12 protein-coding genes and 1 other annotated feature are annotated in these 15,358 nt (G+C 59.6%); of the genes, 4 read left to right on the top strand and 8 right to left on the bottom strand.

Annotation, left to right across the window (positions count from 1 at the left end; genetic code table 11):
- Nucleotides 1-31 precede the first annotated feature (31 nt).
- Both GGD40_RS23835 and GGD40_RS23830 read left to right on the top strand, forming a co-directional pair.
- On the top strand, nt 32-1,339 hold the full coding sequence (locus tag GGD40_RS23835; RefSeq protein ID WP_179745309.1) for an MFS transporter: 1,308 nt from the start codon (nt 32-34) through the stop codon (nt 1,337-1,339).
- Between the two features lie 28 nt (nt 1,340-1,367).
- Nucleotides 1,368-2,792: an FAD-binding oxidoreductase gene (locus GGD40_RS23830; RefSeq protein ID WP_257030564.1), complete on the top strand. Its 1,425-nt coding sequence runs from the start codon at nt 1,368-1,370 to the stop codon at nt 2,790-2,792.
- 4 nt (nt 2,793-2,796) lie between these two features.
- Here the strand turns inward: GGD40_RS23830 and GGD40_RS23825 are convergent, their stop codons facing one another.
- The 5 genes from GGD40_RS23825 to GGD40_RS23805 all read right to left on the bottom strand — a co-directional run bounded on the left by GGD40_RS23825 (nt 2,797) and on the right by GGD40_RS23805 (nt 8,922).
- Nucleotides 2,797-3,990 (bottom strand): porin, encoded by a 1,194-nt coding sequence (locus GGD40_RS23825; protein WP_179745307.1) that lies wholly within the window; start codon nt 3,988-3,990, stop codon nt 2,797-2,799.
- Nucleotides 3,991-4,166: 176 nt separating this feature from the next.
- Nucleotides 4,167-5,585 (bottom strand): c-type cytochrome, encoded by a 1,419-nt coding sequence (locus GGD40_RS23820; RefSeq protein WP_179745306.1) that lies wholly within the window; start codon nt 5,583-5,585, stop codon nt 4,167-4,169.
- Complete coding sequence (locus tag GGD40_RS23815; RefSeq protein ID WP_179745305.1) at nt 5,582-7,360, bottom strand: GMC family oxidoreductase; 1,779 nt, start codon at nt 7,358-7,360, stop codon at nt 5,582-5,584. Before GGD40_RS23815 ends, GGD40_RS23820 begins: the two co-directional genes overlap by 4 nt.
- A complete protein-coding gene (locus GGD40_RS23810; protein WP_179747029.1) occupies nt 7,360-8,097 on the bottom strand; it encodes a gluconate 2-dehydrogenase subunit 3 family protein in 738 nt (245 codons plus the stop codon). The genes GGD40_RS23815 and GGD40_RS23810 overlap by 1 nt, the downstream gene beginning before the upstream one ends.
- Before the next feature lie 354 nt (nt 8,098-8,451).
- Complete coding sequence (locus GGD40_RS23805) at nt 8,452-8,922, bottom strand: hypothetical protein (RefSeq protein ID WP_179745304.1); 471 nt, start codon at nt 8,920-8,922, stop codon at nt 8,452-8,454.
- 490 nt (nt 8,923-9,412) lie between these two features.
- Between GGD40_RS23805 and GGD40_RS23800 the strand changes: the two genes are divergently transcribed.
- Nucleotides 9,413-10,644 (top strand): IS3 family transposase gene (locus GGD40_RS23800; RefSeq protein ID WP_179703322.1). Its coding sequence is split into 2 segments (ribosomal slippage): nt 9,413-9,701 and nt 9,701-10,644, totalling 1,233 coding nucleotides; the frame shifts between segments, so codons are not numbered across the junction.
- Nucleotides 9,691-9,807: a sequence feature (AL1L pseudoknot), on the top strand. (Overlaps the previous gene by 117 nt.)
- Nucleotides 10,645-10,693: 49 nt before the next feature.
- Complete coding sequence (locus tag GGD40_RS23795) at nt 10,694-11,290, top strand: AAA family ATPase (protein ID WP_306456599.1); 597 nt, start codon at nt 10,694-10,696, stop codon at nt 11,288-11,290.
- A gap of 769 nt (nt 11,291-12,059) precedes the next feature.
- Here GGD40_RS23795 and GGD40_RS23790 read toward each other — a convergent pair.
- From GGD40_RS23790 to GGD40_RS23780, 3 genes are read right to left on the bottom strand one after another with little or no spacing between them, the layout of a single operon-like run.
- Nucleotides 12,060-12,347, bottom strand: coding sequence for a PAAR domain-containing protein (locus GGD40_RS23790; RefSeq protein ID WP_179712501.1), 288 nt, complete (start codon nt 12,345-12,347; stop codon nt 12,060-12,062).
- Nucleotides 12,348-12,354: 7 nt separating this feature from the next.
- Nucleotides 12,355-13,395 (bottom strand): T6SS immunity protein Tli4 family protein, encoded by a 1,041-nt coding sequence (locus GGD40_RS23785; RefSeq protein WP_373565419.1) that lies wholly within the window; start codon nt 13,393-13,395, stop codon nt 12,355-12,357.
- Nucleotides 13,386-15,326 carry an esterase/lipase family protein gene (locus tag GGD40_RS23780; RefSeq protein ID WP_179745303.1) on the bottom strand — a complete coding sequence of 647 codons (1,941 nt, stop codon included), beginning with the start codon at nt 15,324-15,326 and terminating at the stop codon, nt 13,386-13,388. Before GGD40_RS23780 ends, GGD40_RS23785 begins: the two co-directional genes overlap by 10 nt.
- Nucleotides 15,327-15,358 lie beyond the last annotated feature (32 nt).

Raw genomic sequence — 15,358 nt, 5'->3', positions numbered from 1 at the left:
CAGAACAAAATAAATCGATGGAGACAACCCGATGGCCTCAGCAGACCTGGCAGCGGCGTCGCATGAGCCTGCGCGCCAAACCCGTTGGAAGACGGTCATTCTCGCGAGCCTCGGCGGATCGCTGGAAATCTACGACTTCATTATTTACGGCGTGTTTGCCCGCGAAATCGCGCGGCAGTTCTTTCCCGCCGCCGATCCGATTGCATCGCTGATCAGCACGTTCGGCGTGTTCGCCATCGGTTATGTATCGCGGCCGCTTGGCGGCATCGTGCTCAGCAGTCTCGGCGATCGCTTCGGTCGTCGGCTGGTTTTTCTGGTCTCCGTGCTGGCGATGTCGGCCTCGACAATTGGCATTGGCCTGATTCCCGGTTATGCGTCCATCGGCGTGATGGCGCCGGTTCTGCTGATTCTGCTGCGGCTTGCACAAGGCTTCTTCCTTGCCGGCGAATTGCCGTGTTCGATCACGTATGTGGTGGAAGAGATTCCACAGCGGGCGAGTCTCGTTAGCGGGCTCGTCATCTTCTGTTTGAACTCGGGTGTGCTGACGGCCACGTTGATCAGCCTCGCGCTGCATGCGGGCTTGAGCGCCGAGTCCGTGCTGGCGTTCGGCTGGCGGATCGCGTTTATTTTCGGCGGTGTGATTGGGCTGGTCTCTTACTGGCTGCGCACGTCGCTGGAAGAATCGACGGAATTTCAGCGGCTGCGCAGTCATAAGGTCAAGCGGCCGTTCCGGATCGTGCTCACCGAGTATCCGAAGCAGGTGGCCGTGGGCGTCGGCGTGGCGGGCATTGTCAATGCGTCGAACAGTCTGCTGTTCGTGGTGTTGCCTTCGTATATGACGACTGTGCTGCACGTTTCGCCAAGTCTCGCGAGTGCCGGGCAGAACATCGGTATCGCGACCATGTCCGCGTCTTTGCTGTTCTTCGCGTGGCTCGGCGATCGGCTGCCTTCGCGCTATTGGCACCGGATTGGCTCGCTTCTGATGCTGGCCGGCAGCTATCCGTTCTATCGGCTCATCGCCGCGCATCAGATCGATCCGGTGGCCGCGTTCGTGGTGATCGGCTTTGTCGGTGGTCTGGTCAACGGGTCGTATGCGTACCTGCTGGCGGATCTGTTTCCCACGCCCGTGCGCTTCAGCGGCATTGCGTTATCACTCAATCTTGCTACAGTGATTTTTACGGGCATTACGCCGCTGGTCGTGACGCAGCTATTGCACAAGACCGGCTCGGCGGTAGCGCCCGGATTATTTCTGACCGGCGTCGCGGTGATCGCGCTCGTCGCCGGCTTGGGATTGAAGCGTTTCGGCGGCCAGCTCGGGCGCGTCGCGGAACAAGGCTGATTGTTGGATGACACGGCACCTACACGATATGACGGACTTACAGCAGGCACTCGTTGAACAACTGGGCGACCAATGCGTGTCGCTCGACCCAGGCGTGCTCGACGCGCATGCGGGCGACTGGAGCGACACGGAGAAGCGACGCCCGTCGCTCGTGCTGACGCCGCGCACGCCCGACGAAGTGGCGCGCGCGCTCGGCGTGCTGTCGGCGCTTCGGCAGAAGGTCGTCGTACAGGGCGGCTTGACCGGTCTCGCAGGTGGCGCGACGCCGCAGGCTGGCGAGGTCGCGATGTCGCTCGCGAAAATGAACGCGATCGAAGAGTTCGACCAGGTTGGCGGCACGATCACCGTGCAGGCCGGACTCGCGCTGGAGCAGTTGCAGACCCACGTCGAAGCGCAGGGGTGGTTCTTTCCGCTCGATCTCGGCGCGCGCGGCTCGTGTCAGATTGGCGGCAATGCGGCCACCAATGCGGGCGGCAACCGGGTAGTGCGGTTCGGCGTGATGCGCGATCTGATTCTCGGCATGGAAGTGGCGCTCGCGGACGGCACCGTGCTGACGATGATGAACAAGGTCACCAAGAACACAACGGGCATCGATCTGAAGCAGTTGTTTATCGGCTCGGAAGGGATTCTCGGCGTGATTACGCGCCTCGTGCTGAAACTCGAACCGAAGCCGACGGTTGCGAATACCGCACTCTGTGCGCTCGGTTCGTTCGATGCCGCGACGCGTTTGCTGAAAGAACTGCGCCGTCGTTTGCCGGCGTTGTCGTCGTTCGAATTGATGTGGGACGACTTCATGTCCGCGGCAATGGAAATAGGCGGACTCAAGGCGCCGTTCGCCACGCGTTCACCGGTGTATGTACTGGTCGAAACGCTGGGCGGCTCAGAAGAGAGCGAGCGCAAGGCGCTCGAAGAAGTGCTGGAATACGCGCTGGAAAACGAAATCGTCGATGACGTGATCGTCGCGCAATCGCTCGATCACGCGCGGCAACTGTGGGCGTATCGCGAGACCGTCGGCGAATTGCTGAGTCGTCTAAAACCCCACGCCGCGTTCGACGTGGGCTTGCCGATGATCGAAATGGACGGCTTCGTCACGGCGATGAAACAGGCGTTGACGTCGCGCTTCCCTGAGCAAACGCATCTGTTCTTTGGCCATCTCGGCGATGGCAATCTGCATCTGCTGTCGGGCCCGTATGCGAACATGGCCGACATGCATCAGGTCGAAACGCTCGTCTATGAGCAGGTGCAAAAGGCTGGCGGATGCATCTCCGCCGAACACGGTATCGGTGTGGTCAAGCAGGAGTTCCTGCATCTGAGCCGCTCGTCAGCGGAGACGGACCTGATGCGCAAACTTAAAAACCTGCTCGACCCGTGCGGCATTCTGAACGACGCACGCGTGATCGCGCCGGACCTCTCGCAAGGCGGCGCTCAACCTGCAACGCCCGCGCCGCACTGAGCGATCAGAACTTGTGGCGCACGCCGATGCTCACAATCGCCTGCGACTGCGCCGCCGACGAGTGGCTATTGCCCTTGTCGCTGACCGACGCGGTGGCGGCGACCGGATTGCCGAGCGCGTCCAGCGTGCCGCCGGACGCGTGCTGATAGCCGCCCATCAGATAGACCGTGGAGCGCTTCGACAGGTTGTATTGCGCGCCGAGCGTGACGTTGTGATACTGCGCGCGCTCATCCACGCCATCCACCTCGCCGCCGCGCGTGTAACTGTAGCCCGCGAACAGTTGCACGGCCGGCCGGATCGTCCATTGACCGAACACGCCCGCAATGTTGAACGTTGCGTGACCCTTGAACAGCGAGTCGGCGCCTGAACGGTATTGCACGTTGCTGTAGTTCACGCCGACCAGTGCCGGGCCGAAGTCATACGTTGCGCCGGTTGCGATGATCTGTTGCGATTGCGCGCTGGCGTAGCCTTCGTTGATCGATGAATTGAACAGACCGTCGTCGGTGCCGTTCCATTTGCCGTAGGTGCTGTCTGTCGGGCCGCTCTTGCTGTTATCCGAACGTTCATAACCAACGCCCACGTGCAGCGGTCCGTTCGCATAGCCGGCACCCACGCTCCACGTGTTCAGCTGCTTCAAGCTGCCCGGTTGACCACCGAATCCATACAGCGCGCCGAAGGTGAAGCCCGCGTAATTCGCGCTGGTGTACTTGATCGAGTTGTTGACGCGCGCGGTCTGATCGAGATCGTCGATGTCGCCCGGATGCGCGCCGTAGCCGCCCACCAGCGCGACCGGTGCAACGGGCGCCACGAAATCGTTCAGCGACGTGTACTGACGGCCCAGCGTGATCGTGCCGTATTGCTGGCTGCCGATCCCCACGTACGCCTGGCGGCCGAACAATCCGCCGTTCTGGCCGGTCTTGCCGTTCGTGATGTCGAAGCCGTCCTCCAACTGGAACAGCGCTTTCCAGCCGCCGCCCAGATCGTCTTGACCTTTGATGCCCCAGCGGCTGCCGGACAGGTTGCCGCTCGTCGCCGCAACGTTCGAATGGCCACTGTAATTGCCGGCCGTGCCGGTGCGTTCACTGCTGCGATACGAGATGCCCGCATCGACGATACCGTACAGCGTCACGGAACTCTGCGCGGACGCAATGCCGGCGAAAGACAACATCAGAGGGGCCGCAATCCATTGCTTTTTCATCGTGGTAATAGCTCGGTTGGAACGTCTATTTCAGGTCGCTTGATGGCGATCTCTCTTTTTGCCGCGCACACGCGAAGCCGCTCCTTCTGTCGATGGAGCGGGTTCTGGGTGAGGCGGGGAACGGGTACTCACACGCGCGGCACGCCGTGCGTGCGTTGCGTGTGTTGCGTGGTGAGTTAGTGACTCAGCGAAGCACCCGGCGGCATGTCGGGCGCATGCACGGTGACGGTCTTGCGGACCTTCGCCACGTCGGACGCGCTGACCATCGAACCGGCATTGCCCCAACTCGTGCGCACGAAGTTCGTGACGTCCGCGACTTCCTGATCGTTCAGGCGCCACCCGAACGGTGGCATCGTGAACGAGGACGGCGCGGTTTTCGTGCCTTCGAGCGTGCTGCCGGTGAGCAACACATGAATCAGCGACGTCGCGTCTTTACCCTGTACGACCGGGTTGCCGCCGAGTGCCGGGAACACGCGGTTGTAGCCGCGGCCGTCGCTGCGATGGCAGGCCGTGCAGTTGTCGCGATAGACGGCCGCGCCGGGTGCGGTGGCGTCGCCGGTACGCAGTGCGTGTGCGGCGGTGTCGTTGTACGCGTACGGCGTTTCCTTCGGATCGGTGGACGGCAGCGTCTTCAGATATCGCGCGATGGCGGTGAGGTCCGCGTCGCTCATGTGCTGCATGCTGTGTTGCACGACATCCGTCATACCGCCGAATGCCGCGCTGTGCTGCGTGCGGCCCGTTTTCAGGAACTGCACGAGGTCGGCTTCGCTCCATGCGCCGATGCCGGTGCGCGGATTGGCGCGCAGGCTCGAAGGAACCCATCCGTCGATGGCAGTGCCGCCCGCGAGGAACTCGGAGCCATCCAGGTCGGTGAGCGAGCGTTCCTGCATCGTCACGGCGCGCGGCGTGTGGCACGCGCCGCAGTGGCCGAGGCCTTGCACGAGGTACGCGCCGCGTGCGATGACCGGATCGGTGTAGTGCGTTGCGTTGAACGTGGCGGGTTCAGGTGCGAACAGATGACGCCAGATGCCGAGCGGCCAGCGCATGGACAGCGGCCAGACGATATCGACGGCGCGGTTCGCCTGGTTGACCGGCGCGACGCCATGCGTGAAGTACGCGTACAGCGCGTGCATGTCGTTTTCGTTCAGACGCGCGTAGGACGGGAACGGCATGGCCGGATACAACGTGTCGCCGTTTGGCTTCACGCCCGCTCGCACCGCGCGATCGAATTGCGCGAAGGTCCATGAACCGATGCCGGTGTTGCGGTCCGGTGTGATGTTGGTCGAGTAGATCGCGCCGATCGGCGTGTCGAATTTCAGGCCACCTGCGAAGGGTTTTCCTGCGGGTGTTGAATGACACGCGATGCAGTCGCCGGCGCGCGCGAGGTATTCGCCGTGGGCGATGAGTGCCGCGTCGGATTGCGATTGCGATTGCGGTTGCGGTTGAGTCGGCGCTGCCGTCGTTGCACTTGCCGTTGCCACTGTCGTCGCTTGCGCCGCGAACGGTGCGCTTATCGCGGCCGCTACGAGCAGCGATGCCGCGCCCGCACGTTTGATCGCCCGCGCGATACGTTGGATTTCGTTGATCTTCTTCATACGCTCACCAGCGGCCCGGGGTTCTTCAGGTACTGCGTGCGGATCGCTTTCGCCGACCAGTAGGCCAGCGCGGCGACGAGGCCCGTCGGGTTGTAGCCGATGCCTTGCGGAAACGCCGACGACCCCATCACGAACACGTTATGCACGTCCCAGCTTTGCAGATAGCGGTTCAACACACTGGTCTTCGGATCTGTGCCCATCACCGCGCCACCCACCAGGTGCGTGGTCTGATAACGGCGCGAGTCGAAGTGCGCGCCGAATTCGCGCGTGTAGACGTTGATCGACTTCGGTCCCATCTGTTGCGCGATCTTGTGCATTTGACCGGTCACGTAGCGGGCCATCTTGATGTCATTGTCTTTCCAGTCGAAGGTCATGCGCAGCAGCGGCTGACCGTACGAATCGCGATAGGTCGGATCGAGGTCGAGGAACACGTCACGGTACGACATGTTCGAGCCGTGCGCATCCATGGAAATGGTGTGCGCGTAGTGGTCTTTCACCGACTTCTTCCAGTCCGAGCCCCAGTTCGGCGTACCGTCCGGCGTCGCGATGCCGCTGATCGGCTTCGTACCCGCCTGATTCACCCACAATGGCGAACCGCCGACGAAACCCAGCGGGCCGTGATCGAAGTTGTCGGCGTTGAAGTCGTCCACCGCGACGCCGTTGCCGCCCGCGCCGATGAACGGATTGGTGAAGGTGTCCTTGTCGAAGAACGCGGTGATCGTCGACAGGTTCTGGTACGCGAAATTTCGGCCCACCACGCCTTCGCCCGAGATCGGGTCGTAAGGCTTGCCGATGCCCGACAGCAGAAGCAGATGCACGTTGTGATACTGGAACGCCGCGACGATCACGAGATCGGCGGGCTGGAACACTTCGTTGCCTGCGGGATCGACATACGTCACCCCTTTTGCGCGTTTTTTCGTATCGTCGAGATCGACGCGCAGCACGTGGCAACGCGAGCGCAGTTCGAAGTTCGGCAGCGGTTTGAGCGCGGGCAGAATGTTCAGATTCGGCGATGCCTTCGAGTACATGTAGCACGCGTAGCCGCTGCAGAAGCCGCAGAAGTTGCACGGTCCCATTTGCGCGCCGTACGGGTTCGTGTACGGACCCGAGGTATTCGCCGAGGGCAGACGGTACGGATTCAGACCGAGTTCCCGCGCGGCTTTGCCGAAACGTTCGGCGGAATAGGTGTTCAACTGCGCGGCGAGCGGGAAGTTATCGCTGCGCGGCGCTTCGAATACGTTGCCGTCGCCGACTACCTTGCCGTTGACTTTATAGGCCTGGCCCGAGGTGCCGAATACTTTTTCGGCGAAGTCGAAATGCGGTTCGAGTTCGTCGTAAGTCACGCCGTAGTCCTGGATCGTCATGCCTTCCGGAATGAAGCGCTTGCCGTAGCGCTCTTCGTAGTGGCTGCGAAGATTCAGTTCTTCCGGCGTGATGCGGAAGTGCACACCCGACCAGTGCAGACCCGCGCCGCCGACGCCTTCGCCCGGCAGAAACGCCGCGAGTTGCCGGTACGGCAGCGCGGTTTCGGCGATGTTGTGGCGGATCGATACGGTGGTCTTCGACAGATCGAGGAACAGTTTTTTGCGGATGTTGTAGGTCAGTTCGTCGATCGTGTTCGGATACGCGCCGTCCGGATAGGTGTCGCGATACTCGCCGCGTTCCAGCGCGACCACGTTCAGGCCCGCTTCGGTGAGTTCTTTCGCGAGGATCGCACCGGTCCAGCCGAAGCCGACGATGACCGCGTCGACGTGCGGTTTGGTTTGAGTAGACATCAGGTGCGCTTTCCTTCGATCGACACGGGGCCATACGGATAGGCCGCGCCGTTCTGATTGACGAAGTCCATGAAATCGGCGCGCGCGCCGGGGAAGCCGATCATTTTCCAGGCGGCCATGTCGCGATTGCCGCCGTGGATCGGATCGCAGAAGTAGCCTTCGCGCGTGTTCTGCAGGAGCTGGCCGAAGAAGGTGGTTGCGGGCACATCGGTTAGTTCGAGCTTGCCTTTTTCCAGCGCGCTGAGGACGGTGTCGCGGATGGGGGCGTCGAGGGCGTCGAAGTTGCGGGCGTAGGTTTTCGTGCAGTACGCGTTGATGGCCGCGATGCCGAGGCGGTAGAGGTCGCGGGGGACCAGCTTGAGCTGGTAGCCGAGCTCCGGGGCGCCTTGGGCGAAGGGGCCTTGCATGTACCACAGCGCGCCGTGCGCGTAGGGCGTGTCCATCTGACGATCGATGAATTCAGGAACGCCGGCTTCGAGCGCGCCGGGGCCTTCCGCGTCGGAGGGGATCAGGCGGTCGACGGCGGCTTCGATGAAGGCCCATTCTTTGGCGTCGAAGAATTTGGGCTTGTAGGGGGTGGCTTCGGCTGCGGGGCTTTGGCTTGAGCTTTGATTTGCGCTTTGCGTTGCGGTTGCGGTGGGTTGCTTGTTGTCGCAAGCAGCCAGTGTGCTGGCCGGAACCAGCACGATCGCCGTGCGCAAAAAGCCGCGGCGCGAGCTTAGAGGGGATTGAGACATGTTGTTCTGGTCACCAGGTTGGAGCGCGTCATTGCGCTGCCGCGCAGTCTTTGGCAGGTTCGATCGCATTTCGTCGCATGGTAAATGGAACCGGTTCCAAAGTCTTTCCGGGATTTTACAATAAGCTGTTTCGGGATGTGAGGGAATGGTTTTTTTGGTGAGGAAGGGGTTTGGAATCAAGGGGTTGGGGGGGGTGTTGGGCGGGGGATTGCTGAGGTTGGGGGCTGGGAGGAGTGATGCGGAAATGCGACGGTGGGGGTGAGGCGGTGGTTTCGCGTCGGGGATTGCTTTGTTGTGTGACTGCTTTTTCGGGAGATTTTTCGAGCGGCCGATAGGCCGCTCTGCGGAGTTGGTTTAGTGCTGGACGGCGACCGGGCGACGCGCATGGTCCTTCTTCACGATCGCCGCGCATTTCGCCGATGAACGTTTGCGCGGCGTGGTTTTGGTTGCTGCCGATGGTCGAGTTGCGATCTCGGTTGCGTTTGCCAGGAGCTGGGTCGCTTGCTTCGCCGTGAGCTCTTTGTTCGCGACGCCCTTTGCGTCGAGGGCGATTACGCCGAACAGTTCGAGGTCGGCTGCCAACTGTTGCTGATATTCTTCGCCGGTGTGGGTGAGTAGTTCGAGCATGATGCGGTGACGATGGCGCTCGTCGATTGTGATGGGAGGATTCCTACACAATGTGGACGCGATTGTTGTTAGCGTCTCCAGTTGACACATCTGCCGGTGGCAGAGGTCGAAGGCGGAGAGGGCGAGTTTTTCGTATTGGAGGGCGTCGACGGGTGGGCGGTCGGTGGGGGCTTTTGTTGTTGATTTGGTGGTGGTCATGGTTGCGATCTCCCTCGGAATTTTTCGAATCGCCAGGCCCACTGTTGGATAAACGGGTGAGCGGGCGCGTGGCAAGGTTGGAAGACCGTCACTAACAAACCGGCGAGCCTCGCGGCTCCCTCGTCACCGCCCGCCCATAGAAATATAGATGTGCGGGGATAGATACACGACCCACACTGCGTGAGTGCGCGCCGCTAGTGAGCAGGCTTCCAAACCTGACCATTGGGTGTGTCCCGATGGCTGGGAAATTGTAAGGGAGGGCGGGGCGCGAGTGATCAACTCGGTGGGCTAAATTGGTGCGTGCGGGTGATTAAATGAGGCAGACTCGGTTATGAGCTCAGCGCGCTTCAGTTGGAGCGCCGCATGGGGCTCGCGACGAACGTTCCTGCGTGGAACAGATGTTGAAGAAGTCTCACTGCCAACGGATGCCTTGGTATATCTGAACCGCCCCGGATTTGGTGGAGGCTCCAACTCTTGAGAGAATGGAGCCATGAACAAGTCGAACAAATTTTCTGCTGAAGTCCGGGAACGTGCAGTGCGCATGGTGCAAGAGCATCGGGGCGAGTATCCGTCACAGTGGGCAGCGATCGAATCCATCGCCCCGAAGATCGGCTGCACGAGCCAGACATTGCTGGGGTGGGTCAAACGAGATGAAGTCGATAGTGGCGAGCGCGAGGGCGTGAGCACGTCGGAACGCGAACGTCTTAAAGCACTGGAGCGCGAGGTCAAGGAACTGCGCCGCGCCAACGAGATTCTGAAACTGGCGAGCGCGTTTTTCGCCCAGGCGGAGCTCGACCGCCGCCTGAAGTCCTGAAGGCCTTCATCGATCAGCATCGCGACACCTTCGGGGTCGAGCCGATCTGCAAGGTCTTGCGGATTGCCCCGTCGGGCTACCGGCGCCATGCTGCGCAGCTTCGCGATCCGTCGCGCCGCTGCGCTCGCGCTATACGCGATGAACGCCTGCGGCCCGAGATCCAGCGTGTCTGGCAAGCCAACCTGCGTGTCTACGGAGCGGATAAAGTCTGGAAGCAGATGAACCGGGAGCATATCGCGGTGGCTCGCTGCACGGTCGAACGGCTGATGAAGCAACTGGGTTTGCGTGGCGTAATGCGAGGCAAACGTGCTCGCACGACGATTGCCGATGCGGCGGCCGCTCGCCCGCTGGATCGGGTCAACCGGCAGTTCAGGGCGGACCGGCCAAACGAGCTCTGGGTTTCTGATTTCACCTATGTATCGACGTGGCAGGGCTGGCTCTACGTGGCCTTCGTGATCGACGTGTTCGCCCGACGGATCGTCGGTTGGCGCGTCAGTTCGTCGATGACTACAGACTTCGTTCTGGATGCACTTGAACAGGCACTTTGTGCGCGGCGCCCAGGCGGCGATGGAACGTTGATACATCACTCCGACAGAGGCTCGCAATACGTTAGCATTCGCTATAGCGAGCGACTGGCCGAAGCAGAAATCGAGCCCTCGGTTGGTAGCCGTGGCGACAGTTACGACAATGCACTGGCCGAGACAATCAACGGTTTGTACAAGGCCGAACTGATTCATCGCCGCAACTGGAAAACACGGGAGTCCGTCGAGTTGGCAACGCTGGAATGGGTGGCCTGGTTCAATCATCATCGATTGATGGCACCCCTCGGCTACATCCCGCCTGCTGAAGCTGAGGCAAACTACTATCGGCAACTTGAAACACCGGTCGCCGAACCCGCATTAACTTAAACCAACCAGCCTCCACGATTCCCGGGGCGGTTCACTTCTCCGAACGCTTTTGCAGGAGTCGAGCTTTGCGACCGCCGAAGAGGCCGTCGCGTTTGCAGAACGGATCGATGACATGCTGCATTTCGACCGCCGGGACGGGCAAGACGGCCGAGAAATGCGACTTCAAGATCAGGTTAGGAGTGTGTCATCCGCACGAGACCTTCTCGACTTCGTGTTTGGCTTTGACTACCTCGCACCACGTTATTCGCTCACCTATGATGGTCAAGAAATCGGGCAACTTTCGCCGGGCGAGCGCGGGCTCTTGCTGCTCGTCTTCTACCTCTTGGTTGACAAAGACGACATCCCGATCGTGATCGACCAGCCCGAAGAAAACCTCGACAATCAGACGATCTACCGAATCCTCGTAAAGTGCCTGAAGAAGGCCAAAGCACGCCGTCAGGTGATCATTGTGACTCACAACCCAAATCTTGCCGTCGTCTGCGATGCCGAGCAGATCATCCACGCAGCTTGTGATAAGCAAAAAGGTCGCTTCGACTATGCGTCCGGGGCCATTGAGAATCCCGATACTAGGGCAATGGTGGTTGACATACTGGAAGGCACGAAGCCTGCATTCAGAAACAGACAATCGAAGTATCGCCTGCTGTGAACAAGAGCCCACTCAAAGATACTGTCCTATTTTCGCAGGCGAAATTTCACTACTGTTAAGGCTTGTTCACTGTTAAGGCTTGTTCGATGCCTGCCCGCACGCGTCGCCGTGCACTGACGGGGCAGCGGACAAGGGCATCGAACAACGCTTAACAAGAGTACGCATTCGCCGACAGTGAACGCGACATTCGCGATTGTAGAGATCGGAATGGCAGGAAGGCGACTTGAAGCTGCTTCATGAACCGCGGGGCCTGAATGTCAGCAAAGGCCGATGAGGGAGCCCTCGCCTCTGACAACCGGATAGTCGTTTGCGGGGCAGTGCAGACGCCTGAGCGTCCGAGCGAAGACGAGAGTGGATGGCAGCTTATGGCCGAACCTACCCGACGTGAATTTCAACTGATTGGTGATTGTGCAGGTAGGGAAAGGCACGAACCTGCCCGGAACGGTGTTTCAGGCCCAGAGCGAGGCCCATTGTGGGACACCAAAACAAGCGCCCGCAAGTCGTCGCTCACTCGTAATTCCCCGTCGACCGAGACCTACTCGCTCGTGGGGAAATCGCGCGCCATCCCGAAACCTAGGAAATGACGCCGTTTTCTCAATCTCGTGTGACTCTCCCACTCGCAGAGAGCCGTTGAGAGTTGCCATCAAAATCCCTTCAACAAACCGGCGGAGCGGTACAGGTAAAAAACGCGCAGCCCGAAACGCTCGCCATCATTACCAGCAGCACCACAATTCCCATCACTTTTCTAACCATCACATGTCTCCCGAGTTCAGACCTCGATATACGACACTGACTGCGACGCCACGAGTTTTGGCGGCGGCGAACACTGGCACACGCATAAATCGTCACTCAGCGCGGCGTTACAGCCGGCCGGCCCGGTTGTTGAAATCCGCGGACCGTCGCACTGAATCGTACCCATCACCTTGCACACCGGGCACCACACGGGATCATGTTCGTAAGCTTGCTCCCGGCCATTCAGCCTATCCTGGCCGTCGCCGCCTTGAACCGTACCGCCTACCGTTGTCGTGTCACCCTTTACGATGTCGTATCGTCGCATGCCATCCTCACACTGCACCAGGCCGCAGCCGCAAGCTGTTCAACAACGTATCCCAAGTCTGCAACGCACCCGCCTCGTCGACGGGTGACGTTGCCTGTTCCGGCGTCAAGTCAGGGCTGCTTGCGCCGAGCAAAAGCTGAATCGCGGTATGAGGTTTTGCCAGCGTACTCGGGTCGCCCTGTGCAAGAAGATAGAACCGATACGACGTGAGATCACCTTCTTTCAATTCGAACAACACCTCTTCTGCATCCATCCCGGCAACCGTGCGCTTGCCTTGGCGCAAAATTCGATAGTGACCCGGCAGCCGATCCATCTGAGCGCGCAATTGAGGTAGTGTCTTCGTCAGCGACGCTTTCTCATCCGCGTCCACTGCGTCACGCATCTGGATCACCAGGAGCGCGGGTCGGCCCGGCATCAATGCGAACGACTGGCTAACTTCTTCGGTGTATGTCGATGAACCCGTGACGATGCCGCCGTCGAAGCAGAATCCCGACTCGGTCGGCACGGACCAGTTATCGCGAGCTTTGATGCGACGGTAGGTGTCATTATAGATATCTTCAACTTTACCAATCGCTGACGAACCAATTCCACCAGTCGTATGAACAAGTGTGCCCTTGTCGTAGATGTATCCCTCCGTTTCAAATGGTAGCGTAACTCCATCTGTTGCGGCATCCTGATAGACAAACACCCTTGAATCCATCACGGGTGAAAATGCTTTCTCCAGCCACGAATGACTTGATTCTTTATTTCTGTTTCCTGGGTCTACGCGCCGCTTCGTATGCAATTCCTTTTCCCGCGCATCCGTTTTAGCTTGGTACGTTGCTAGCGACACGTTGTATTGGGTGCCTAACTTCTCCCCTCGATATTCGTAGCGTTGATTTGAAATCTCGCTCGTCGCCGGGCGGTCGAACACGAAACGACCGATACACCACGGACGAGGCTTGGACAGCAAGGGATTATTCATCGTCGGTTCTCCGGAAAACACAATCGAACAGGAGCACGCGCCGAACGCGAGCAGCAGAAATTTCCAGACGTGACTTAACATGATGGCTCCGGTGCGTCTTGGGCGATCTGCACGACGCTGTAAAGGAGTGCCCAGCGGGTCCATGGGTGGTTGTAGCTTCCTTGGTGATCGTAGCCGGCCTGCACGAATGCCGTCTGCACGCCTTTGCTTGAATTACCTTTTACACCTGGTCTCAGGCCGCGCGCTTGGGCATCCGCAGACCATGCCGGCACCGTAGCGTCACCCTGAATGATGCCGTTTTTGTCAGGGTCGGGCGCATCCGCTCCAATGGGCAGCTTTGGAACCTTCTGTACCTCAAACTCAATAGTCAAGTTGCGTGACTCCAGATAAACCCGCAGATTGCCAGTGTGGGAGTCGTTCAGGAGGGTTGCAGTGCGCAATTCTTCTTCCGTTATCCCCGACGGTACGTTGCCAGTCCAGAACACCTTACCCCACGTCAGCAGTTTTTCGAGCGGCAGACCTTTTTCGATGCCCGGCTTGCAGCTGTCGTCGCTTTTTGTCGCGGCGTCGGCTTGCGGTTTCTGTTTCAAAGCGCCGTTGCCGTTGTATGCGACATATGTGTTCCCATGGTAGACGTCGGTTATGTCGTTTTGCTTTTTAACAACGTCTTTTATGGTTTCATGGAAATTTTCTAAAACTGTTTTTCCTTGCGATCGTTTATCCAGGCGCTGCTTTACAACGCCAGCCGGATCAAGAAACGTTGGGTCAGGTAGCAAGCCATACCACTTGGAGTTCGTATAGATCTCCTTGTACGCATTGCCAGTCTTCGGCAACTTCATCACGACCTCGCCGTTGATCCGCGAGAACACCCACCACGCTTCCCCATTGTCGTAATCAGGCATAGGGATCAGTTCCAGCGGCCCTGGCGCGTTCGCTATCACTGCAATGAACTCTCCTGCGTCGCGGCCGACCAGACTTCCATTGACAAAGCTGTTTATCCCGCCCTCGTTGCCGCCTCCCGTCCTGAAACGCTTCGCCGCAACCGGCGCACCCGTAGCAGGCTGCACGTTGTGGAATACGCCGTGCATCCAACCTCCGGCGTCATGCATTGCGATTGCCATCCGGGCGACCAATCCTCCCATCGAGTGAGTGAGAATGATCGCCTTGCCGGAATCGTTTTCGTTGCAAATCTCTTTGATGCCCATCAGTCTCGTCGTCTTCTTCGTCTTCGGATCGTAGTAGTCGGAGCCTTCGACAACCTGCTGTCCGGAGTCAGCATTCGACTGCAGCCAGTTATAGCCGATGGCGTAGACGCGGTATCGGTACTTCGAGAAGCGTTTGAACTCCACCGAATCCAACGTAATTTTTTCCCCTTTGCCGAACGCGCCGTAGTCGGCTGGATCGGTGTCGATCACCGGCTTAAGCGTCCACTTCTCGCCCGTGGAGTCGGTGTCGACCCACGCACCGTGTGGTTTGCTGAGCTTCATAGGTTGGTTCAGCTGCTCTTCGAGCCATGCTAGTACCGGGTGATAGCTGGTGCGATGGACCGAACCCCAGCCGCGCCTTCTCGCTTCCTTTTCGTCCACGAACTGGTCAGCGGTATCGTCTTTGTCATGCTTGCCGACATTGATCGGGCCGAGCGGCGTCACCGCCGCCTGGGTTGGGTCAAACTGCGTTTCCCGCGACGATGCGCTCTTGAACCACAACCCAATTAGCGCAGGGAGTGCACCTACGGACCCCAACATGCCATCCGTGTTCGGGGCAAAGAACAGTTCGTCGCCGGTAACCTTGTCTGTCAGCAGCGAACCCATCACACCGGGCAGAAATATCACCGGGATGATCGGCCGCACATCGCACAGCAGTTCCTTACCGCGTTTGTCGCTATCTGGCGTGAGCGTAAAAGTCCCATAGGACGATCCGTCCGCGTGCGTGCGCCCGGTATGCTGCACCACCTCTTGCTCGGCATTGTCGTCGAATGGCGAACTGCCTTGATTGTCTGTCTGGTTATCGCTCATCGTGGTTCGTGCAATGTATATCGACTAGTCAA

The organism is Paraburkholderia bryophila, from assembly GCF_013409255.1.
Lineage (GTDB): Bacteria > Pseudomonadota > Gammaproteobacteria > Burkholderiales > Burkholderiaceae > Paraburkholderia.
The sequence above is the reverse complement of the archived record's forward strand: the minus strand, read 5'-3'. Positions and strand labels throughout refer to the sequence as shown.